The 21,034-nt window shown below is 73.7% G+C and carries 21 protein-coding genes and 1 tRNA gene; 21 read left to right on the top strand and 1 reads right to left on the bottom strand.

Translation table 11 applies throughout. The features are described 5' to 3' along the window. The first annotated feature begins 49 nt into the window (after positions 1–49). From ABTY61_RS33895 to ABTY61_RS33805, 20 genes are all read left to right on the top strand, one after another. Positions 50–1,741, top strand: coding sequence for an enoyl-CoA hydratase-related protein (locus ABTY61_RS33895; protein WP_350508992.1), 1,692 nt, complete (start codon positions 50–52; stop codon positions 1,739–1,741). Between the two features lie 133 nt (positions 1,742–1,874). Beyond that, a complete protein-coding gene (locus ABTY61_RS33890; RefSeq protein ID WP_350508991.1) occupies positions 1,875–2,942 on the top strand; it encodes an NADH-quinone oxidoreductase subunit B family protein in 1,068 nt (355 codons plus the stop codon). 97 nt (positions 2,943–3,039) lie between these two features. Continuing rightward, complete coding sequence (locus tag ABTY61_RS33885) at positions 3,040–4,827, top strand: nickel-dependent hydrogenase large subunit (RefSeq protein WP_350508990.1); 1,788 nt, start codon at positions 3,040–3,042, stop codon at positions 4,825–4,827. Then, a complete protein-coding gene (locus tag ABTY61_RS33880) occupies positions 4,824–5,291 on the top strand; it encodes a NifU-related iron-sulfur-binding protein (RefSeq protein WP_350508989.1) in 468 nt (155 codons plus the stop codon). Before ABTY61_RS33885 ends, ABTY61_RS33880 begins: the two co-directional genes overlap by 4 nt. Then, positions 5,288–5,935, top strand: a complete 648-nt coding sequence (locus ABTY61_RS33875; RefSeq protein ID WP_350508988.1) for a DUF5947 family protein — start codon at positions 5,288–5,290, stop codon at positions 5,933–5,935. The genes ABTY61_RS33880 and ABTY61_RS33875 overlap by 4 nt, the downstream gene beginning before the upstream one ends. Further along, a complete protein-coding gene (locus ABTY61_RS33870; protein ID WP_350508987.1) occupies positions 5,932–6,576 on the top strand; it encodes a DUF6084 family protein in 645 nt (214 codons plus the stop codon). The genes ABTY61_RS33875 and ABTY61_RS33870 overlap by 4 nt, the downstream gene beginning before the upstream one ends. Beyond that, a complete protein-coding gene (locus ABTY61_RS33865) occupies positions 6,573–7,958 on the top strand; it encodes a hypothetical protein (protein WP_350508986.1) in 1,386 nt (461 codons plus the stop codon). The genes ABTY61_RS33870 and ABTY61_RS33865 overlap by 4 nt, the downstream gene beginning before the upstream one ends. After that, positions 7,955–8,521, top strand: coding sequence for a hydrogenase maturation protease (locus tag ABTY61_RS33860; RefSeq protein ID WP_350508985.1), 567 nt, complete (start codon positions 7,955–7,957; stop codon positions 8,519–8,521). Before ABTY61_RS33865 ends, ABTY61_RS33860 begins: the two co-directional genes overlap by 4 nt. Then, the gene (locus ABTY61_RS42065; protein ID WP_502895473.1) at positions 8,515–8,619 is read left to right on the top strand and encodes a DUF6893 family small protein; all 105 of its coding nucleotides are present in this window, start codon (positions 8,515–8,517) and stop codon (positions 8,617–8,619) included. Before ABTY61_RS33860 ends, ABTY61_RS42065 begins: the two co-directional genes overlap by 7 nt. A 116-nt stretch (positions 8,620–8,735) precedes the next feature. Then, positions 8,736–9,116, top strand: coding sequence for a hydrogenase maturation nickel metallochaperone HypA (gene hypA, locus ABTY61_RS33855; protein ID WP_350508984.1), 381 nt, complete (start codon positions 8,736–8,738; stop codon positions 9,114–9,116). Positions 9,117–9,121: 5 nt separating this feature from the next. Next, positions 9,122–9,895 (top strand): hydrogenase nickel incorporation protein HypB, encoded by a 774-nt coding sequence (hypB, locus tag ABTY61_RS33850; RefSeq protein WP_350508983.1) that lies wholly within the window; start codon positions 9,122–9,124, stop codon positions 9,893–9,895. Beyond that, entirely contained in the window at positions 9,892–12,198 is a 2,307-nt protein-coding gene (gene hypF / locus ABTY61_RS33845) for a carbamoyltransferase HypF (protein WP_350508982.1), read from the top strand. The genes hypB and hypF overlap by 4 nt, the downstream gene beginning before the upstream one ends. Before the next feature lie 6 nt (positions 12,199–12,204). Then, on the top strand, positions 12,205–12,534 hold the full coding sequence (locus tag ABTY61_RS33840; RefSeq protein WP_350508981.1) for a HypC/HybG/HupF family hydrogenase formation chaperone: 330 nt from the start codon (positions 12,205–12,207) through the stop codon (positions 12,532–12,534). Then, the gene (gene hypD, locus ABTY61_RS33835) at positions 12,531–13,655 is read left to right on the top strand and encodes a hydrogenase formation protein HypD (RefSeq protein WP_350508980.1); all 1,125 of its coding nucleotides are present in this window, start codon (positions 12,531–12,533) and stop codon (positions 13,653–13,655) included. The genes ABTY61_RS33840 and hypD overlap by 4 nt, the downstream gene beginning before the upstream one ends. After that, the gene (gene hypE, locus ABTY61_RS33830) at positions 13,648–14,748 is read left to right on the top strand and encodes a hydrogenase expression/formation protein HypE (protein WP_502895472.1); all 1,101 of its coding nucleotides are present in this window, start codon (positions 13,648–13,650) and stop codon (positions 14,746–14,748) included. The genes hypD and hypE overlap by 8 nt, the downstream gene beginning before the upstream one ends. Positions 14,749–14,972: 224 nt before the next feature. Continuing rightward, positions 14,973–15,049, top strand: a tRNA-Met gene (locus ABTY61_RS33825). Positions 15,050–15,285: 236 nt separating this feature from the next. Further along, positions 15,286–16,974 (top strand): phospholipase D-like domain-containing protein, encoded by a 1,689-nt coding sequence (locus tag ABTY61_RS33820; RefSeq protein WP_350508979.1) that lies wholly within the window; start codon positions 15,286–15,288, stop codon positions 16,972–16,974. 77 nt (positions 16,975–17,051) lie between these two features. Continuing rightward, entirely contained in the window at positions 17,052–18,728 is a 1,677-nt protein-coding gene (locus tag ABTY61_RS33815; RefSeq protein ID WP_350508978.1) for a DUF885 domain-containing protein, read from the top strand. A 130-nt stretch (positions 18,729–18,858) separates the two neighbouring features. Continuing rightward, complete coding sequence (locus tag ABTY61_RS33810; protein WP_350508977.1) at positions 18,859–19,395, top strand: hypothetical protein; 537 nt, start codon at positions 18,859–18,861, stop codon at positions 19,393–19,395. A 22-nt stretch (positions 19,396–19,417) separates the two neighbouring features. Beyond that, positions 19,418–19,720, top strand: a complete 303-nt coding sequence (locus tag ABTY61_RS33805; RefSeq protein WP_350508976.1) for a hypothetical protein — start codon at positions 19,418–19,420, stop codon at positions 19,718–19,720. 135 nt (positions 19,721–19,855) lie between these two features. On the opposite strand, the gene ABTY61_RS33800 is transcribed toward ABTY61_RS33805, so the two are convergent. After that, positions 19,856–20,008 carry a hypothetical protein gene (locus tag ABTY61_RS33800; RefSeq protein WP_350508975.1) on the bottom strand — a complete coding sequence of 51 codons (153 nt, stop codon included), beginning with the start codon at positions 20,006–20,008 and terminating at the stop codon, positions 19,856–19,858. 353 nt (positions 20,009–20,361) lie between these two features. Here ABTY61_RS33800 and ABTY61_RS33795 point away from each other — a divergent pair, with 353 nt between their 5' ends. Next, complete coding sequence (locus ABTY61_RS33795) at positions 20,362–20,946, top strand: sigma-70 family RNA polymerase sigma factor (protein ID WP_350508974.1); 585 nt, start codon at positions 20,362–20,364, stop codon at positions 20,944–20,946. Positions 20,947–21,034: the final 88 nt, after the last annotated feature.

Raw genomic sequence — 21,034 nt, 5'->3', positions numbered from 1 at the left:
GGAGGCGATGATCGCCGGGTTCCCCGGGCCCTCACCGTCGGAGGCGGACATGCGGATCCTGCTCCTCGCCAGCGCGTTCAACAGCCTCAGCCAGCGGCTGCACGCCGAACTGCGCGACCGGCGCCACCAGGTGGACGTCCGACTGGCAGGTGACGACGAGGAGTTGCTGGCGGCGGTGGCCCGGCTGCGGCCGGACCTGGTGCTCGCGCCGATGCTGCGCAGCGCGATCCCGCGCGCCCTGTGGTCCCGGCTCACCTGCCTGGTGGTCCACCCCGGCCCACCGGGTGACCGCGGCCCGTCCTCGCTGGACCGGGCGGTCCAGGAGGGCCGCACCGAATGGGGCGTCACGGTGCTCCAGGCCGAGGCGGAGATGGACGCCGGACCGGTCTGGGCCTGGGCGCCCTGCCGGCTGCCCGAGCGCGGCAAGAGCGACCTCTACCGCAACGAGGTCTCCGACGCTGCCGTGACTGCCGCGCTGCTCGCCGTGGAGCGCGTCGCCTCCGGGACGTACCCGCCGCAGCCGCAGCACGGCCCCGGCTGGCACGGGACCGTGCGCACCCGGCCGGCGCTGCGCCAGGAGGAGCGCCGGATCGACTGGGCGGCCGACCCCACCGAGGAGGTGCTGCGCAGGCTCCGCGCCGCGGACTCCCGCCCCGGGGTGCTGGACGCGCTGTGCGGCGCCGAGTGGCACCTGCACGGCGGCCACCAGGAGCCGCGGCTGCGCGGCCGCCCGGGCGAGCTGCTCGCCACCCGGGCCGGCGCCGTCTGCCGGGCCACCTCGGACGGCGCGGTGTGGATCCCCGAACTGAGCCGCCGCCGCACACCGGGCGGGCCCGCGACCGTCAAACTCCCGGCGGTGACCGCGCTCGGCGCCCTGCTGCCGCTCCTGCCGGAGCGGCCGGCGCCGCTGATGCCGGACGGCGGCGGGCACCCGGACTGGTCGGACCTGCGCTACCGCGAGGACGGCCCGGTGGGCTTCCTGCGGTTCTCCTTCCCGGGCGGGGCGATGTCCGCCGAGCACTGCCGCCGGCTGCTCGCCGCGTACCGCTTCGCGCTCGGCCGCCCGACCTCGGTGCTGGTGCTCGGCGGCGGGCGGGACTTCTTCTCCAACGGCATCCACCTCAACGTGATCGAGGCCGCGCCGGACCCGGCTGCCGAGTCCTGGGCGAACATCACCGCGATGGACGACCTGGTCGGCGAGGTGCTCACCACCACCGACCGGCTGGTGGTCGCCGCCGTGGGCGGGAACGCCGCGGCGGGCGGGGTGATGCTGGCGCTGGCCGCCGACGAGGTGTGGTGCCGTGCCGGCTCGGTGCTCAACCCGCACTACCGGCTGATGGGGCTGTACGGCTCGGAGTACTGGACGTACACCCTGCCGCGCCGGGTGGGCGCGGCGCAGGCCGAGCGGCTGACCCGCCAGGCCCTCCCGGTGTCCGCGGCGGCCGCCGAGCGGATCGGCCTGGTCGACCGGGTGCTGGACGCCGGGCCGGAGGAGTTCGGGGCGCACACGGCCCGGCTGGCGGGGCTGCTCGCCGCCTCGCCGACCGTACAGCGCCGGATCGCGGCGAAGAAGGCCGCGCGCGAGGCCGACGAGCGGGCGAAGCCGCTGGACGCCTACCGGGAGGAGGAGCTCGCGGTGATGCACCGGCAGTTCTTCACACCCGAATCGCCGTACCACGCGCTGCGTTCTGCGTTCGTGCGCAAGCGGCCGGTGCCCACCGGGCTCCGCGCCGGGCTGTGACCCGAACGGCTCCGCCCGGCTTGCGCGCGTCGGCGGCCCCGCCGGACCCGTGGACCGGCGGACCGGCCGAACCGTTGCTATGACTGGGTCCGAGCCATTTCCGTCCGGCTCCCATCCCCGAGGAGGCATCCTCATGGGTGCTGCAACAGCTGCGACAACAGCTGCAACAACCGACACCGACGTGGTGCACATTCTCTGGATCAACGCCGGCCTCAGCTGCGACGGGGACTCCGTCTCGCTGACCGCCGCGATGCAGCCGAGCATCGAGGAGATCGTCACCGGCGCGCTGCCCGGCCTGCCGAAGATCGCGGTGCACTGGCCGCTGATCGACTTCGAGTGCGGTCCGGTCCAGGGTGCCGACAACTTCGTCGAGTGGTTCTTCAAGGCCGACCGCGGCGAGCTCGAACCCTTCGTGCTGGTCGTCGAGGGGTCGATCCCCAACGAGAAGATCAAGAAGGAGGGTTACTGGTGCGGGTTCGGCGACGACCCCGCCACCGGCCAGCCCATCACCACCAGCGAGTGGCTGGACCGGCTCGCCTCCAAGGCCACCGCCGTGGTGGCGATCGGCACCTGCGCCACCTACGGCGGCATCCACGCGATGGCCGGCAACCCGACCGGCGCGATGGGCGTGCCGGACTACCTCGGCTGGGACTGGAAGTCCAAGGCCGGGCTGCCGATCGTCTGCGTGCCGGGCTGCCCGATCCAGCCCGACAACTTCGCCGAGACGCTCACCTACCTGCTCTACCAGCTGGCCGGCTCGGCGCCGATGATCCCGCTGGACGACAAGCTGCGGCCCGCCTGGCTGTTCGGCGCCACCGTGCACGAGGGCTGCGACCGCGGCGGGTACTACGAGCAGGGCCAGTTCGCCACCGACTACGGCACCCCCGAGTGCCTGGTGCGGCTCGGCTGCTGGGGTCCGGTCGTCAAGTGCAACGTCACCAAGCGCGGCTGGATCAACGGCGTCGGCGGCTGTCCCAACGTGGGCGGCATCTGCATCGCCTGCACCATGCCGGGCTTCCCCGACAAGTTCATGCCCTTCATGGACCCGCCGCCCGGCTCGCGCGTGTCCACGGCTGCCAGCAGCGCGTACGGCTCGCTGATCCGCCGACTGCGCGCGATCACCCTGAAGACCGTCGACAAGGAACCGAAGTGGCGCCACACCGGACGCCACCTGACCACGGGTTACCGCCCGCCCTGGTGACAGGGGAGGGCCGCACACCAGCCCGGTGTGCGGCCCCCGTCGGCCTCCGCCCGGCCCGTGGAACCGTAGACCCCGTAGACAAGGACACCCAGAGACGATGGCAACACCGATGACCAGGGCGGCCGGCGACGGCAGCGGCCTGACCGAGATGTCGTGGGACCCGATCACCCGGATCGTGGGCAGCCTGGGCATCCACACGAAGATCGACTTCAAGCAGAAGCGGGTCGCGGAGTGCTACAGCACCTCGTCGGTCTTCCGCGGCTACAGCGTCTTCATGCGCGGCAAGGACCCGCGCGACGCCCACTTCATCACCAGCCGGATCTGCGGGATCTGCGGCGACAACCACGCCACCTGCTCGGTCTACGCCCAGAACATGGCGTACGGCGTGAAGCCCCCGCACCTGGGGGAGTGGATCATCAACCTCGGCGAGGCGGCCGAGTACATGTTCGACCACAACATCTTCCAGGAGAACCTGGTCGGGGTCGACTACTGCGAGAAGATGGTCCGCGAGACCAACCCCGGCGTCCTGGAGCTGGCCGAGCGCACCGAGGCCCCGCACGCCGGCGACCACGGCTACAAGACCATCGCCGACATCATGCGCTCGCTCAACCCGATCGAGGGCGAGTTCTACCGCGAGGCGCTCCAGGTCAGCCGCTACACCCGGGAGATGTTCTGCCTGATGGAGGGCCGCCACGTGCACCCCTCCACGCTCTACCCGGGCGGTGTCGGCACAGTGGCCACCGTGCAGCTGTTCACCGACTACCTGACCCGGCTGATGCGCTACGTCGAGTTCATGAAGAAGGTCGTGCCGCTGCACGACGACCTCTTCGACTTCTTCTACCAGGCGCTGCCCGGCTACGAGGAGGTCGGCCGGCGCCGGGTCCTGCTCGGCTGCTGGGGCAGCCTCAACGACCCGGACCACTGCGACTTCACGTACCGGAACATGACGGACTGGGGACGGCGGATGTTCGTCACCCCCGGCGTCGTGGTGGACGGCAAGCTCGTCACCAACGACCTGACCGAGATCAACCTCGGCATCCGGATCCTGCTCGGCAGCTCCTACTACGAGGACTGGCAGGGCAAGGAGATGTTCGTCACCCACGACCCGCTGGGCAACCCGGTCGACCCCCGGCACCCGTGGAACCAGCACACCATCCCGCAGCCGCAGAAGCGCAACTTCGACGACAAGTACAGCTGGGTGATGTCCCCGCGCTGGTTCGACGGCAAGGAGCACCTCGCCCTCGACACCGGCGGCGGCCCGATCGCCCGGCTGTGGTCCACCGCGCTGTCCGGGCTGGTCGACATCGGCTACATCAAGGCCACCGGCCACAGCGTGCAGATCAACCTGCCCCGCTCGATGACCAAGCCCGAGGTCACCTTCGAGTGGAAGATCCCGCAGTGGAGCAACGCCATCGAGCGCAACCGGGCCCGCACCTACTTCCAGGCCTACGCGGCTGCCGCCGCCCTGCACTTCGCCGAGAAGGCCCTCGACGAGGTCCGCGCCGGGCGCAGCCAGACCTGGGAGCGCTTCGAGGTGCCGGACGAGTCGATCGGCTGCGGCTTCACCGAGGCCGTGCGCGGCGTGCTCTCGCACCACATGGTGATCCGCGACGGCAAGATCGCCAACTACCACCCGTACCCGCCCACCCCGTGGAACGCCAGCGTGCGCGACAGCTACGGCACCCCCGGCCCGTACGAGGACGCGGTGCAGAACACGCCGATCTTCGAGGAGAACTCCCCGGAGAACTTCAAGGGCATCGACATCATGCGCGCCGTGCGCAGCTTCGACCCCTGTCTGCCCTGCGGCGTGCACATGTACGTCGGCAACGGCCGCACCCTGAAGACCATGCACGTGCCCACCGGCCTGAGCGGGCTCACCGCATGACGGCCGAGCAGACCGGGCAGCGGATCCAGCAGGCCCTGGACGCCCTGGCCGGCAGCGGCGCCGAGCAGGCCGGCGAGCAACTCGTCCGCGAGCTCATGGAGTTCTACGGCGAGGGCCTGGCCCGGCTGGTCCCCGCGCTGCCCCCGCCCGCCCTGGAACGGATGCTGGACGACCCGGCGGTGGCCGGACTGCTGCTCCTGCACGACCTCCACCCCGAGGACGTCACCGCCCGGATCGACCGGGCCCTCGCCAACCTGCCCGAGCGGATCGAGGTGCTCGGCTTCGCCCCGGAGAGCGGCACCCTGCGGCTGCGCCGGACCGCCTCCGGCTGCGGCTGCGGCGAACCGGAGGTGGAGGCCGCCCTGGCCTGCCACGCACCCGAGGTGACGGCCCTGGAGCTGGAGCGGGCCCCGCAGCTGCTCCAGATCGCCACCCGCCCGCCCCAGCCCGCGGAGGCGCGATGAACACCCGGAGGGTCTCCCGCGACGGGACCGCCCTGCTGCGCCGGCTGCGCGAGCCGGCGCCCCCGCGGCCCGAGCAGTGCGGCCTCTGCGGCCGCGACCTGCCGCCCGGCCACCGCCACCTGGTGGACGTCGAGGAACGGGCCCTGGCCTGCACCTGCACCGCCTGCGGCCTGCTGTTCCAGCAGCACGGCGCGGCCGGCGGCCGCTACCGCACCGTGCCGGACCGCTGCCTGGTCGACCCGGACGGCGAACCGGACGAGCGGGTCTGGTCGGTGCTCGGCGTCCCGGTCGGCACCGTGTTCCTGTTCCGCAACGCCGTACTGGACCGGCTGCTCGCCTTCTACCCCGGCCCGGCCGGCGCCACCGAGAGCGAGGTGGACGAGGAGGCCTGGCAGCGCGCCCTCGGCACCAGCCGGCTGGCCGCCGCCCTGGAACCGGACGTGGAGGCCCTGCTGCTGCGCCGCGCCGAAGGCCGCGTCGCCTGCTACCTGGTGCCGATCGACGTCTGCTACGAGCTGGTCGGCCGGCTCCGGCGGTGCTGGCACGGCTTCGACGGCGGCGCCGAGGCCCGCGCCGAACTCGACGCCTTCTTCGAGCAGTTGGCCGTTCGGGCCCGCCCGCTGCCCGCGGCGGTGACGGCGTGACGGCGCTGGGCTTCGCCTGTACCGGCGTGCGCTCCGACCCGTACGCGGCCGGGCCCACCCTGGTGTTCCGGCTGCGGATCACCGCGCCCGCCGACACCCGGGTGCACGCCCTCGCCCTCCAGTGCCAGCTGCGGATCGAACCCGCCCGCCGGCCCTACGGCGAGGCCGAGGGCGAGCGGCTGGGCGACCTCTTCGGCGGGCGGGAGCGCTGGGCGACCACGCTCAACCCGATCCAGTTCGCCAGCGTGCCGCTGCTGGTGCCCGGCTTCACCGGCGAGACCGAGGCCGACCTGGCGGTGCCGTGCAGCTACGACCTGGAAGTGGCCTGCGCCCGGTACTTCCGGGCCCTGGACGGCGGTGAGGTGCCGCTGCTGCTGCTCTTCTCCGGCACCGCGTTCGCCGGTCCCGGCGGCTTCCAGGTCACCCCGGTGCCCTGGGACAAGGAGGCCCGGGTGCGGATGCCGGTGCGGGTCTGGCGGGAGGCGGTCGACCAGCACTTCCCCGGCTGCGGCTGGCTGCGGCTGCCGGAGGACGTGATGGACCAGCTGCTGGCCCACCGCTCCCGGCGGGCGCTGCCCTCCTGGGAGGCCACGGTGCGCGACCTGCTGGCGACCGCGGCGGTCGGGGAGGGGGTCCGGTGACCGGGCTCACGGTCGAGCTCCCCGAGGGGATCGAGCGCGGCTTCTCGGCCGCCCGGCAGATCGCCGACGCGGTGCTGCTGGAGGGCTACGTGCTCTACCCGTACCGTGCCTCGGCCGCCAAGAACCGGCTGCGCTGGCAGTTCGGCGTGCTGGTGCCGCCGGAGTACACCCGGCAGGGCGGCGAGCACTCCCACCAGCGCACCGAGTGCGTCATGGAGGCACGGCAGGAGGACCGGCTCGCGGTCGAGCTGCGCTTCCTGCGGGTCCAGCGGCGCACCGTCGAACGGGCCACGGCCGGCGGCGGGTTCGAGTCGGTGGAACGCCTGGAGCTGGCCGACCGGGTGCTCGTCGAATGGGACGAGGGCGTCGAGGAGCGGATCGAACTGCTCGTGCCCGTCGATGAGTTGACCGGAGCCGGGGTGCAGCGGGAGTTCCGGCTGCCGGGCGTCGGCGGCACCGAGCTGGTGCCCGACGAGCAGGGCGGCGCCGTCGGCCGGCTGGTGCGGCGGCGCGAACAGGTCGACGGGCTGGTCCGGTTGAGGATCGAGGAACTGCCCGGCCCGTACCGGGCGCAGCGGCTGACCGCCGAGGTGGAGAACGTCTCCGCCTGGACGCCGCGCCGCAAGGCCGGGCGCGAGGAGGCGCTGGCGCGCTCCCTGGTCTCCGCCCACCTGCTGCTCGGACTGGAGCACGGCCGGTTCGTCTCGGCCACCGACCCGCCCGAGTGGGCCCGCCCGGCCGTCGAGCGGTGCCGCAACGACCGCACCTGGCCGGTGCTGGCCGGACCGGACGGCGGGTACCAGGTGATGCTGTCCTCGCCGATCATCCTGGAGGACCACCCGCGGATCGCCCCGGAGAGCCTCGGCACCCTCTACGACGCCACCGAGATCGACGAGATCCTGGCGCTGCGCACCGCGGCCCTGACCGAGGACGAGAAGCGTGAGGCCCGGGGCACCGACGACCGGGCCGGAGCGGTGATCGACCTCGCCGAGTCGATGCCGCCCGAGGTGCTGGAGCGCCTGCACGGCGCCGTCCGCGGACTGCGGGAGATCACCGGCGCCGGGGCGGACTCCGAACAGCCCTGGTGGGATCCGGGCGTCGACCCGGACGTCGACCCGGAGCGGGACCAGGTGCTGGTGGACGGCCGGCATGTCGGCGCGGGCAGCCGGGTGCTGCTGCGGCCCGGACGGCGACGCACCGACGCCCAGGACCTCTTCCTGGACGGGCGGACCGCCGTCGTCGAGGCCGTGCTGCACGACGTCGACGGCTCGGTGCACCTCGCCGTCACGGTCGAGGACGACCCGGGCGCCGACCTGTGGCGGGCCCAGGGGCGCTTCCGCTACTTCCAGCCCGACGAGGTCACCCCGCTGGAGGAGCCGTGACCGGCGCGCCGGTGCTGGTCGCCGGAGTCGGCAACATCTTCCTGGGCGACGACGGCTTCGGCGTGGAGACCGTCCGGCGGCTGAGCGGCCTCGCGCTGCCGGACGGTGTCGATGTGGTCGACGTCGGCGTGCGCGGGGTGGACCTCGCCTACCGGCTGCTCGACGGCTACCGCACCGCCGTACTGGTGGACGCCACCTGCCGGGGCGGTCCGCCCGGCACCCTCTACCTCGTCGAGGCGGCCGCCGAGCCGCTGGAGGTGCCCGCCCTGGACGGCCACCGGATGGGCCCGGACGCCGTGCTCGGGCTGCTCGCCACGCTCGCCGCCGGCACCGGGGGCGAGCCGCCCGCCCGGGTGCTGGTGGTCGGGTGCGAGCCGGCGTCGCTGGAGGAGGGCATCGGGCTGAGCGAGCCCGTGGCCGCCGCCGTGGACGGGGCCGTCCGGATGGTCCTGGAGGCCGTCGAGGAGGCCGTGCGGGAGGCGGACGCGCAAGCGTCGAGTGCGGAAGCGTCGAGTGCGGATGCGTTGAGTGCGGAGTCCGAGAGGAGGACAACACCATGCTGAGGAAACTGTTCTGCGCGGCCCTGCTGGCGGGGACCGGTGCACTGGTCTGGCAGAGCCTGCCGGACCTCAAGCGGTACCTGAAGATCTCCCGGATGTGACCCGCGGATTGCTGCGAACGGTGCAGCCCCGGACCAGGTGGCGGCGCGGCTTCGGGCCGTCGCCGCCACCACCCCCTGTAATGGGGCCCGTTGCCGCCCGCCAGGGGAAGGGACCCATGCACGAGATGTCGATCGCCGCCGCCGTCGTCGAGCAGGTGGACACGGCCGCGCGCGAACACCGGGCCCCTGGAGTGGCCCGGGTGCGGCTGCAGGTCGGCGAGTTGGCGGGCGTGGTGCCCGAGGCCCTCGACTTCTGCTTCGAACTCGTCTGCGCCGGCACGCTGGTGGAGGGCGCGGTGCTGGAGACCGAGCCCGTCGCGGCGCGGGCCCGCTGCGCGCCCTGCGCCGTCGAATGGGCCGTCGGCATGCCGCCGGACCTCGGCTGCCCGCACTGCCGCTCCGGCGTGGGCGTCGAGCTGCTCGCCGGGCGCGAGCTCCAGATCCTCGACGTCGAGTGGGCCGCCGGTCCCGGCGTCCCGGCCGAACAGAAAGGCTGAACCCGATGTGCCAGACGGGCCACACGGTCGACCTGCGCCAGGCGGTGCTCGCCCGCAACGACGACAGCGCCCGCGAACTGCGGGCCGCGCTGACCGCCCGCGGGACGGTCGCCGTCAACCTGCTCTCCAGCCCCGGCAGCGGCAAAACCGCCCTGCTGGAGGCCGAGTTGGGCCTGGCCAGGCGGCGCGGGATCGCCGTCGCCGCGCTCACCGCCGACCTCGCCACCGAGAACGACGCGCTGCGGCTGGCACGTTCGGGCGCGCCCGTGAAGCAGGTGCTCACCGACGGCCTCTGCCACCTGGAGGCGCGGATGCTCGCCGGGCACCTGGACGGCTGGCTGGCGCAGGACTGCCGGCTGCTGTTCGTGGAGAACGTCGGCAACCTGGTCTGCCCGGCCTCCTACGACCTCGGCGAATCGCTGCGGGTCGTGCTCGCCTCCGTCACCGAGGGGGAGGACAAGCCGCTCAAGTACCCGACCGCGTTCGGGCTGGCCAACCTGGTGCTGGTGACCAAGGCCGACCTCGCGGCGGCGGCCGAGTTCGACGAGGCGGCGTTCCTGGCCAACGTCCAGCGGGTCAACCCCGGCGTGGAGGTGGTGCCCACCTCGGCCCGGACCGGGGACGGGGTCGGGGCGCTGCTGGACCGGGCGCTGGCCGTGCTGGCGGGCGCGGCGCCGCACCGGCCGGTGATGGCGGCCGGGTACGGGGAAGACGCGGGGCATGCGCACGCCGAGCACGCGCCTGCGGGGCACTCGCACGCGGTGCCGGGGACGCCGTGACGGCGCTCGACCGCGAACGGCGGCGGGTCGCCGTCCGGGGCCTGGTGCAGGGCGTCGGCTTCCGGCCCTTCGTCTTCGCGCTGGCCGGGGAGCTCGGGCTGGCGGGCAGCGTCACCAACACCGGGGAAGGCGTGCTGGCCGAGGTCGAGGGCAGCCCGGCCGCCCTGGAGGCCTTCTGCCGACGGGTCGCCGCCGACGCGCCGCCGCTCGCCCAGGTCGCCTCGGTGGAACACGCGCCGCTCGCCGCCACCGGCGCCACCGGCTTCACCATCACCCCCTCCCGCACCGACGGGCCCCGCGCCACCCTGATCCCGCCCGACGTCGCGGTCTGCGCCGACTGCCTGGCCGAACTCACCGACCCCGCCGACCGGCGCCACCGGCACCCGTTCATCAGCTGCACCAACTGCGGCCCCCGGCACACCATCGTCACCGGGCTGCCCTACGACCGCGCCAACACCACCATGGCGGGCTTCCCGATGTGCGCCGACTGCGCCCGGGAGTACACCGACCCCGCCGACCGCCGCTTCCACGCCCAGCCCGTCGCCTGCCACGCCTGCGGACCGCGGCTCGTCCTGACCGTGCCCGGACGCGCCGAACTCGACGGTGAGGACGCTCTCGGCGAGGCCCGGCGGCTGCTGGCCGACGGGGCGGTCCTCGCGGTCAAGGGCATCGGCGGCTACCACCTGGCCTGCGACGCGCGCGACGCCGAAGCCGTCGCCCTGCTGCGCCGACGCAAGCGGCGCGGCGACAAGCCCTTCGCCGTGATGGCCCGCGACCTCGCCACCGCCGAGGCGCTGGTGCCGCTCGGGCCCGTCGAACGGGAACTGCTCACCGGCGCCGTCCGCCCGATCGTCCTGCTGCGCCGCCCCGGGGGCTTCGCGGCGCAGCTCCCGGCGGTCGCCCCGGGCAGCCCCGACCTCGGGGTGATGCTCCCGTACACCCCGTTGCACCACCTGCTGCTCGCCGCTCCCGGGCCCGACCTGCTGGTGATGACCAGCGCCAACCTCTCCGGCGAGCCGATCGTCACCGACGACCGGCACGCGCTCGCCGCGCTCGCCCCGCTGGTGGACGGCTGGCTCACCCACGACCGGCCGATCCACGTCCCCTGCGAGGACTCGGTGGTGCGGGTGGTGGACGGCGAGCAGCTGCCGCTGCGCCGGTCGCGCGGGTACGCCCCGCTGCCGCTCCCGCTGCCGGTGCCCGTCCGGCCGGTGCTGGCGGTCGGCGGCGACCTCAAGAACACCTTCGCCCTCGCCCGCGACGGCTACGCCTGGCTGTCCGGCCACATCGGCGACATGGACGACCTGGCCACCCTGCGCGCCTTCGACCGCGCGGTGGAGCAGCTCGGCACGGTCAGCGGGGTGCGGCCCGACCTGCTGGTCGCCGACCGGCACCCCGGCTACCGCTCGACGCAGCACGCCGAACGCACCGCCGCGGGCCGTCCGGTGCACCGGGTGCAGCACCATCACGCCCACATCGCCGCCGTGCTGGCCGAGCACGGCCTGGACGGCGGTCGGCCGGTGCTCGGCGTCGCCTTCGACGGCACCGGCTACGGCGAGGACGGTGCGATCTGGGGCGGCGAGGTGCTGCTGGCCGACTACGACGGCTTCCGCCGTCTCGCCCACCTCGGCTACGTGCCGCTGCCCGGCGGTGACGCCGCCGTCGAGCGCCCGTACCGGACGGCGCTCGCCCACCTGCGCGCCGCCGGGCTGCCCTGGGCGGCCGGGCTGCCGCCGGTTCGGGTCTGCCCGGAGGAGGAACTACGGCTGCTGGAGCGCCAGTTGGAGCGCGGACTGAACTGCGTGCCGACCTCCAGCATGGGCCGGCTGTTCGACGCGGTGTCCTCGCTCGCCGGGGTCTGTCACCGGGCCGGGTACGAGGCCCAGGCGGCGATCGAACTGGAGGCGGCCGCCGTGGAGTTCGGCCCGGCGACGGGCTACGCCTTCGGGCTGGTGGAGCGGGCGGACGGCTGGGTCCTTGAACCCGGGCCGGTGCTCGCCGCGGTGGCGGCGGACCTGGCCGCGGGCGCGCCGACCGGGCTGATCGCCGCGTGCTTCCACAGTGCGGTGGCCGAGGCCGTCCGGCGGGTCTGCGCGGCCGTCCGGGCGGAGTACGGGATCTCGACGGTGGCGCTCAGCGGCGGCGTCTTCGCCAACGCGCTGCTCTCCTCGGCCTGTTCCCGCGGCCTCGGGGAGGACGGCTTCACCGTGCTGCGGCACCGTCGGGTGCCGCCCAACGACGGAGGGCTGGCGCTCGGCCAGCTGATGGTGGCCGGCCGGTCGTCGGCCGCCCGGGAGGAGTGAGAGCGGATGTGCCTGGCTGTGCCCGGCAGGGTGACGGAGATCGAGGAACGCGACGGGACCAGGATGGCGGTGATGGACTTCGGCGGGGTGGTCAAGGACGTCTGCCTGGAGTACCTGCCCGATCTGGCGGTGGGGGAGTACGCGATCGTCCACGTGGGGTTCGCGCTCCAGCGGCTGGACGAGGAGTCGGCCCGGAGGACGCTGGAGCTGTTCGAGGAACTCGGGCTGCTGCAGGAGGAGTTCGGCGACCCCTGGGAGACGGCGGGAGAGTTCGTGGCGGAGTCAGTCGCGGGGCCCGTAGCGGAGTCGGCGGCGGTCGAGGAGGCCGGACGGTGAAGTACCTGGAGGAGTTCCGAAACCCCGAGCTGGCCGCGGGCCTGCTCGCCGACATCCGGGCGACGGTCACCCGGCCGTGGGCGCTGATGGAGGTGTGCGGCGGCCAGACGCACAGCATCATCCGGCACGCCATCGACCAACTCCTGCCGGATGAGGTCGAGTTGATCCACGGGCCGGGCTGCCCGGTGTGCGTCACCCCGCTGGAGGTGATCGACCGGGCGCTGGCGATCGCCGCCCGGCCCGGGGTGATCTTCTGCTCCTTCGGGGACATGCTGCGGGTGCCCGGCACCGACCGCGACCTGTTCCGGGTCCGGGGCGAGGGCGGCGACGTCCGCGTCGTGTACTCGCCGCTGGACGCGCTGAGGGTCGCCCGGGAGAACCCGGACCGGGAGGTCGTCTTCTTCGGCATCGGCTTCGAGACCACCGCCCCGCCCAACGCCATGGCCGTCCACCTGGCCCGCAAGCAGGGCCTGCGCAACTTCAGCATGCTGGTCTCGCACGTCCGGGTGCCCCCGGCGATCGAGGCGATCATGGACTCGCCGGACTGCCGGGTCCAGGCCTTCCTGGCCGCCGGGCACGTGTGCAGCGTGATGGGCACCGCCGAGTACCCGGCGCTCGCCGAGCGCCACCGAGTCCCGATCGTCGTCACCGGCTTCGAACCGCTCGACATCCTGGAGGGAATCCGGCGCACCGTACGGCAGTTGGAGCGCGGCGAGCACATCGTCGACAACGCCTACCCGCGGGCCGTCCGCCCCGAGGGCAACCCGGCGGCCCGCGCCATGCTGGAGGACGTCTTCGAGGTCACCGACCGGGCCTGGCGGGGCATCGGCGTCATCCCGCAGAGCGGGTGGCGGCTCGCCCCGCGCTACCGGGACCACGACGCCGAGCACCGCTTCGACGTCGGGGGCATCCGGACCAGCGAACCCGCCGAGTGCCGGGCGGGCGAGGTGCTCCAGGGGCTGCTCAAGCCCGACCAGTGCGAGGCCTTCGGCACCGTCTGCACCCCGCGCACCCCGCTCGGCGCCACCATGGTCTCCAGCGAGGGGGCCTGCGCCGCGTACTACCTCTACCGGCGGCTGAGCACGCCGAGCCCCGTCCAGGAGGCGAGCCCCGTTGGCTGACACCGAGCTGCTCCCCGAACAGGCCGACCCGGTCGGTGCGTCCGCTCCGGACTTTGCGGGCTGGAGCTGCCCGCTGCCGCTGCGCGACCACCCCAGGGTGGTCATGGGGCACGGCGGCGGCGGGGCGATGTCCGCCGAGCTGATGGAGAACATCTTCGCGCCCGCGTACGGCAGTCGGGCCCTGGCCGGCCTCGGCGACTCCGCCGTCCTCGACCTGGGCGGCGCCCGGCTCGCCTTCTCCACCGACTCCTACGTGGTGCGGCCGCTGTTCTTCCCCGGCGGCTGCATCGGCGACCTCGCCGTCAACGGCACCGTCAACGACCTGGCCATGAGCGGGGCCCGGGCGGCCTACCTGTCCTGCGGCTTCATCCTGGAGGAGGGCGTGGAGCTGGCCGTGGTGGACCGGGTGGCCCGGGCCCTCGGCGCCGCCGCCCGTACCGCCGGGGTGGAGGTGGCCACCGGCGACACCAAGGTGGTCGAGGCCGGGCACGGCGACGGCGTCTACCTGAACACCGCCGGCATCGGGCTCGTCCCGGCCGGGGTCGACATCCGGCCGCAGCGGGCCCGCCCGGGCGACGTGGTGATCGTCAGCGGGCCGATCGGGCTGCACGGGGTGGCGATCATGAGCGTCCGGGAGGGGCTGGAGTTCGGGGTCGAGGTGCGCAGCGACTGCGCGGCGCTCGGCGGCCTGGTCGAGGCGATGCTCGCCGTCACCCCCGACCTGCACGTGCTGCGCGACCCCACCCGGGGCGGGCTGGCGGCGGCGCTCAACGAGATCGCGGCGGCGGCCGGGGTGGGCGTGGTGGTGAGCGAACGCGCCGTGCCCGTACCGGATCCGGTGGCCAACGCCTGCGCCGTGCTGGGCCTGGACCCGATGTACATCGCCAACGAGGGCAAGCTGGTCGCCTTCGTCCCGCGCGCCGAGGCGGACGCCGTGCTCGCCGCCATGCGGGCCCACCCGCTCGGCGCGGAAGCGGTGGTGATCGGCGAGTGCGTCGAGGACCACCCCGGGATGGTCGTGGCCCGCACCGGCTTCGGCGGCACCCGGGTCGTGGACCTGCCGCTGGGCGAGCAGCTCCCGCGGATCTGCTGAGGGTGCCTTCCGGCGGCCGGGGCGGCGCGCGCCCTCGTCCAGCTCGGGGGCCAGGACGCCTACGACGGGCTCGACCGCTCGGCCGGCACGGTGGAGTACCCCGTCGGTCCTCAGGACCATCTCCGGAGCCCTCGCCGCCAGGACGCCGTAGAGCCGGTCGCGGGGGCCTGCGAGGATATCGATTTCCCGTTCGGCCGGGTTGTCACGTATGGTGATCTCACCGACGCGGGGTGGAGCAGCTCGGTAGCTCGCTGGGCTCATAACCCAGAGGTCGCAGGTTCAAATCCTGTCCCCGCTACCAGCAGGAGCCGGGGTCGGCGCACTTGGTGCGCCGACCCCGGCTCCTTTTTTGCGTTCGCGCGACGGGGCCAAGGGGGCGGGGCGGTGACCTCCGGGCCGGGTCTGCGGTGGTGGGTCGTCAGTTCTGCGGTGGGCGCGGGGCCTTGATGGGACCCTGACAGCACATCAGGTTACTTTGAGGTAATTTAAGGGTGTCGTCCGGGTGAACGTCCCCGGCCTCGCATGAAGGACTCGTACGTGTTCTCTCCGCATTCCCTCCACCCCCGCCGCTCCGGCCGCCGTCTGGCCGGCTCCGCACTGGCCGTCGCGGCCGCCGTCGGTGTGCTGCCGGTCGCTCCCGCGTTCGCCGAGTCGACTCCCGTGCCCGTGTCGACCGCGCCGGCCGACGCCACGCCGGCCGACGCCACGCCACACCTGGACGCGGTGGAGCGGACGCTGCGTCAGGTGTCGCCCGGGCTCGAGGGGACGGTGTGGCAGCGGACGGCGGGCAACCGGCTCGACGCGCCGGCCGGGGACCCGGGCGGGTGGCTGCTGCAGACGCCGGGCTGCTGGGGCGACGCCTCCTGCACCGAGCGGGTCGGGACGAAGCGGCTGCTCGACAAGATGCGGGAGAACATCGGGCGGGCGACCCGGACCGTCGACATATCAACTCTCGCGCCGTTCCCGGACGGTGCGTTCCAGGACGCCATCGCGGACGGCCTCAAGGCCTCGGTCGCCGCCGGGAACAGGCCGCACGTGCGGGTCCTCGCCGGGGCCGCGCCGCTGCTCAACATCACCGCGCTGCCCTCGAAGTACCGGGACGACCTGGTGGCCCGGCTCGGCGGCGCCGCCGGCAGCGTGACCCTGGAGGTGGCCTCGATGACCACCGCGAAGACGGCGTTCTCCTGGAACCACTCCAAGTTGCTGGTGGTGGACGGGCAGAGCGTCATCACCGGCGGGATCAACAACTGGAAGAACGACTACCTCGACACCGCCCACCCGGTGACGGACGTCGACCTCGCCCTGAACGGTCCCGCCGCGGCGTCCGCCGGCGCCTACCTGGACACCCTGTGGGACTGGACCTGCCGCAACAGCGGGGTCTTCTCGGCCGCCTGGTTCGCCTCCACGAACGGCGCCGGGTGCACCCCCGACCTGGAGAGGCGGCTCAACCCCGCGGCCGGGCAGGTGCCCGCCACCGGCACCGTGCCGGTGATCGCCGTCGGCGGCCTGGGCGTCGGCATCCGCGACACCGACCCCGCCTCCGGCTACCGTCCTGACCCGGCGCCCGACGCCGACGACGTCAAGTGCGGCCCGATCGGCCTGCACGACAACACCAACGGCGACCGGAACTACGAGACGGTCAACCCGGAGGAGAACGCGCTGCGCGCCCTGGTCGCCAGCGCCGGCAGCCGGATCGACATCTCCCAGCAGGACGTCACCGGCACCTGCCCGCCGATGCCCCGCTACGACGCCCGGCTCTTCGACCTGCTCGCCGGCAAGCTGGCCGACGGGGTGAAGGTCCGCATCGTGGTCAGCGACCCCGGCAACCGGGGCGCGGTCGGCAGCGGCGGTTACTCGCAGATCAAGTCGCTGAACGAGATCAGCGACACCCTCGCGGCCCGGCTCACCGACCGCCTCGGCGACCCGGGGCAGGCGCGGACGGCGATGTGCCGCAACCTCCAACTCGCCCCGTTCCGGGCCTCGTCCGCCCCGACCTGGGCCGACGGCCACCCGTACGCGCTGCACCACAAGCTGGTCTCGGTCGACGGATCGGCCTTCTTCATCGGCTCCAAGAACCTCTACCCGGCCTGGCTGCAGGACTTCGGGTACCTGGTCGAGAACCCCACCGCCGCCGCGCAGTTGGACGCCCAGCTGCTCGCCCCGCAGTGGCAGTACTCGCAGGCCGCCGCGACCTTCGACTACAGCCGGGGCCGCTGCCGGGGCTGAGCCGGCCGTTGGCCGACCCGTCGCCCGGGGCCGAGGGGCCCTGGACGACGGGTCGGCCGCTGCGCCAGCATGGGGGGATGCCCGAGACGCCGAAGTCCGCCCGCAGGATCGCCGACGAGCACGTCGCCCAGGTCGCCGCACTCGACCCGGCGGTCGCGACCAGACTCGGCCTGCACCCCGAGGACGACCGGCAGCCGGACCTGTCGCCGGAGGGCTTCGAGGCACTCGCCGAAGCGGCCCGGCGCACCCTCACCGCGCTCGACGCCGCCGCGCCCCCGGACGGAGCCGCCGACCGGGACTGCGCCGGGCTGCTGCGCGAACGGCTCACCGCCCAACTCGCCGTCCACGAGGCCGGGGAGCACTTCCGCGCGCTGCGCAACGTCAACTCGCCGCTGCACCAGGTGCGGGGCGTGTTCACCATGATGCCCACCGACACCGAGGAGCAGTGGGCCGCCGTCGCCGGCCGGCTGCGCAACGTGCCCGGCGCCCTGGACGGCTACCGGGCCACCCTGGCCGAGGGCATCGGCCGCGGGCTGCTGAGCGCGCCCCGGCAGGCCCGCGCGACCATCGCCCAACTCGACGCCTGGACCGGCCGGAACGGCACCGGCACGAGCTGGTTCACCGGCTTCGCGGCGGCCGGACCCGCCCGGCTGCGGCCAGAACTGGACGCCGCCGCCGACCGGGCGACCGCCGCCGCGGCGGCCTTGCGCGACTGGCTCCACGACACCTACCTGCCCGCCGCCGCCACCACCCCGGACGCCGTCGGCCGTGAGCGCTACCTGCGCTCGGCCCGCTGGGCGAACGGCGCCGACATCGACCCGGCCGAGGCGTACGCCTGGGCCTGGGAGGAGTTCCACCGCACGCTCGCCGAGATGCGGGTGGAGGCGGAGCGCATCCTCCCCGGCGCCGACCCCCGTGCCGCCATGGAGCACCTCAACCGGCACGGCCACGCCGTCGAGGGCGAGGAGAACGTCCGGGCCTGGCTCCAGGAGGTCATCGACGAGGCGATCGACGCCCTGCACGGCACCCACTTCGACATCACCGGCCCGATGCGCCGCGTCGAGACCAGGATCGCGCCGCCCGGCAGCTCGGGCGCGCCCTACTACAACGGTCCCAGCCTCGACTTCAGCCGCCCCGGCCGCACCTACCTGCCCACCCTCGGCCGGCGGTCCTTCCCCACCTGGCAGCTCGTCAGCACCTGGTACCACGAGGGCGTCCCCGGCCACCACCTGCAGACCGCCCGCTGGACCGCCTGCGCCGAGAACCTCAGCACCTACCAGATCACCCTCGGCGCGGTCAGCGCCGACAAGGAGGGCTGGGCGCTGTACGCGGAGCGCCTGATGGACGAACTGGGCTTCCTGACCGACCCGGCCCGGCGCCTCGGCTACCTGGACAAGCAGATGCTCCGGATCATCCGCGTGATCGTCGACCTGGGCATGCACCTGGAACTCGTCATCCCCGCCGACGCGGGCTTCCACCCGGGAGAACGCTGGACCCCGGAGCTCGCCACCGCGTTCATGGCCGCCCACCACGGCAGTGAACTCCCGCGCCGCAGCAGCGAGATCGACCGCTACCTGGGCTGGCCGGGCCAGGCCATCGGCTACAAGCTGGGCGAACGGGTCTGGCTGCGGGGCCGCGAGGAGGCCCGCCGCCGCCGGGGCGCCGCGTTCGACCTGCGGGCCTGGCACGGCACCGTCCTCACCCACGGCTCGCTCGGCCTGGACGCCCTGGCCGCCCGGCTCGCCGAGGTGTAGTGGGCCAGGCCCCGCGCGGCCCCGCGGCCCTCCGTCGACACCCCACCGGGCTGCGACTATCGTGGGATCAGCGGCCGAGGAAGCACGGGCGCGCACCTCGGGACGGGTCGGACCGATCCCAGGAGGCGTGATGGACGACCTCACGGAAGCCGGCCGGAACCTCCCCGAGCCGGGCCCGGCTCCGGCGGGAACAGCCGAACAGCAGCGGGTGCAGCTGGCCTACCAGGTGGCCATGAGCCTGTGCGATGCCCAGGACCGTACGGTCGGGAACCTGCGGACCAGGGCGACCGGGATCCTGGCGACCGCCGCCTTCGTGGTCACCTTCTCCTCGTCCGTCCACCTGATCGGGGACAGCACCGGGGTCCAGTTCCCGCTCTGGGCGGCGGTGTCGCTGCTCGGCGTCGTCCTGGTCCAGGGAGTCGTCGTCATGCTGGTGCTCTGGCCGAGGAACTTCACCTTCGGCCACGGGGTGCTGGAGGTGCTCGACCCGCCGCCGGGCGGGGCGGACACCCCGCCGGTGGACCGGGCGCTGGTGCTGCGGCTGGTGGACACCCTGAACGGGAACAAGGCGCAGATCGTCCGGCTGGCCCGGTACTACCAGTGCGCCACCCTCCTGCTGCTGGTCGAGGTCGCCCTCGTCCTCGCGGCGGTGATCTCCCAGCTGTGACTGCCCGTGATCGGAGGGCGACATGTCGGACCAGAACGGGGAAGAGCGGGACCGCACGGCGAAGGGCGCGGAGAACCAGTGGCCCACCCTCCGGAGCGAGGACGACGGCCGGCTGTTCCTGCGCGTGAGCGTCCCCGAGGGCGTGGACGCCGTCACCGTCGGCGAGATCCTGACCCGCCACGGGGTCCCCTTCTCCGCTGTCGAGGACCTCTCCGGCGAGCCGGACTCCGTCCAGGTCGAGCTGATCGGCGGCGAGGACGCGGCGGACCGGGCCGAGTCGGCCCTGCGCGACGACCTCGTCGGCGGCGCGGGTGTCGACGGCTGAGGCAGGCGCCCGAGGAGGTCGGAGAGAGGGCGATGGAACGCGGTTCCCCGGCACCGGAGGTCTCGGACAGCTGCGGATGGTGCTCCACCCGATCCTGATGTCATGTCACCCGCGCCGAGTCCGCGGTTCGTCGCGTCACCCGTCCGCGGCCGCGGTGCCCTCGGTGCGGTCCAGGGCGAAGGCGACCATCTCCGGGTAGCGCGGGCGCGGAGTGCCGGCGGGGGAGTGCCGGTCTCCGGGGCCGGTCCGTTCCTCCCAGGCCAGTCGGGCGGCGGCGGGCGCGCCCAAGGCCGCGCCGGCCTCCCGGCGCTGACGGCCTACGGCTGACACCCGAGGGGGCGGCTGAGGAAGCGGCGCCCCCTCAGCATTCGGTACTGCCGGTCACCACCCACTCCTCTGCCCCCGCGCGGTCTCGGCCGGATATCCGCCGACCGGCACATCATCGCAGGTCAGAAGGCCAGCCCGACGAGAAGTCCTCGTGTACTGCGAGGCCCTGGGTAGCTGACCAGGGGCGGTGTACTCCGCCACCGGAGCGCCCGAACGTACTCAGCCGACGGATATTCCCCTCCCGCTCCCCGTGCAAACCTCGATCGTCGGCCCGGCCGGCACAGCCACCCCTCATCGAACTCACGAGGATCCTCATGCGAACGCTCACCCCGAGCGGGCCCGCTCAGGTGAACGAATCCCCGGCCGCCGACGCCCGGATGGCCGAGGTCACGTTCCGCAGCCTGAGCGCCATGCACCGCTCTGCGGTCCTGTCCTACCTCACCAAGCGGACCTTCGGAGATCCGCAGCTCGCCGAGGACCTCACGCAGGAGACCTTCATACGCGCCCTGCACCACCCCGAGATCCTCTCCGCCGACCACCGAACGGCACTGCCCTGGCTCTACCGGGTGGCCCGGAACCTGCTCATCGATCAGCTGCGCTCGCGCGAGTGCAGGCCCGTCGAGGTCGGCTCCGACGACCTGGACACGGCCGTCGGCGAGAGCGCGGTCGCGGTCGCGGACGAGATCGACGCGCTCCTGACGAGCTGGTGGGTCCGCGAGGCGCTGGAGTCCCTGAGCGATCGTCATCGCGCCGTAGTCACCCAGGTCTACTTCGAGAACCGTTCCGTCAACGCCGCAGCCGAGATCCTCGGCGTCCCCCCGGGCACCGTCAAATCCCGGTGCCACTACGCCCTCCGCTCTCTCAGGTCGACCCTGCGGGAGCACCACTCGGTCACATAGCCGAGCGCTCCGTCCGGCGTCGCGACCGGAACCCCCCTGCCCACACCTGCCACCCTTGGAGACCCGCATGACAACGACTGATCGCCTT

The organism is Kitasatospora sp. NPDC096128 (assembly GCF_040303105.1).
Taxonomy (GTDB): Bacteria; Actinomycetota; Actinomycetes; order Streptomycetales; family Streptomycetaceae; genus Kitasatospora.
Note: the sequence above shows the minus strand (reverse complement) of the source record. Positions and strands in the feature narration are given on the sequence as shown.

Coding starts and splice junctions, on each gene's coding strand:
- ABTY61_RS33885 (WP_350508990.1), top strand. CDS start 3,040: ATGGCAACACCGATGACCAGGGCGGCCGGCGACGGCAGCGGCCTGACC.
- ABTY61_RS33890 (WP_350508991.1), top strand. CDS start 1,875: ATGGGTGCTGCAACAGCTGCGACAACAGCTGCAACAACCGACACCGAC.
- ABTY61_RS33880 (WP_350508989.1), top strand. CDS start 4,824: ATGACGGCCGAGCAGACCGGGCAGCGGATCCAGCAGGCCCTGGACGCC.
- ABTY61_RS33815 (WP_350508978.1), top strand. CDS start 17,052: ATGCCCGAGACGCCGAAGTCCGCCCGCAGGATCGCCGACGAGCACGTC.
- ABTY61_RS42065 (WP_502895473.1), top strand. CDS start 8,515: ATGCTGAGGAAACTGTTCTGCGCGGCCCTGCTGGCGGGGACCGGTGCA.
- ABTY61_RS33875 (WP_350508988.1), top strand. CDS start 5,288: ATGAACACCCGGAGGGTCTCCCGCGACGGGACCGCCCTGCTGCGCCGG.
- hypB (WP_350508983.1), top strand. CDS start 9,122: ATGTGCCAGACGGGCCACACGGTCGACCTGCGCCAGGCGGTGCTCGCC.
- ABTY61_RS33805 (WP_350508976.1), top strand. CDS start 19,418: ATGTCGGACCAGAACGGGGAAGAGCGGGACCGCACGGCGAAGGGCGCG.
- ABTY61_RS33895 (WP_350508992.1), top strand. CDS start 50: ATGCGGATCCTGCTCCTCGCCAGCGCGTTCAACAGCCTCAGCCAGCGG.
- ABTY61_RS33840 (WP_350508981.1), top strand. CDS start 12,205: ATGTGCCTGGCTGTGCCCGGCAGGGTGACGGAGATCGAGGAACGCGAC.
- ABTY61_RS33810 (WP_350508977.1), top strand. CDS start 18,859: ATGGACGACCTCACGGAAGCCGGCCGGAACCTCCCCGAGCCGGGCCCG.
- ABTY61_RS33795 (WP_350508974.1), top strand. CDS start 20,362: ATGCGAACGCTCACCCCGAGCGGGCCCGCTCAGGTGAACGAATCCCCG.
- hypA (WP_350508984.1), top strand. CDS start 8,736: ATGCACGAGATGTCGATCGCCGCCGCCGTCGTCGAGCAGGTGGACACG.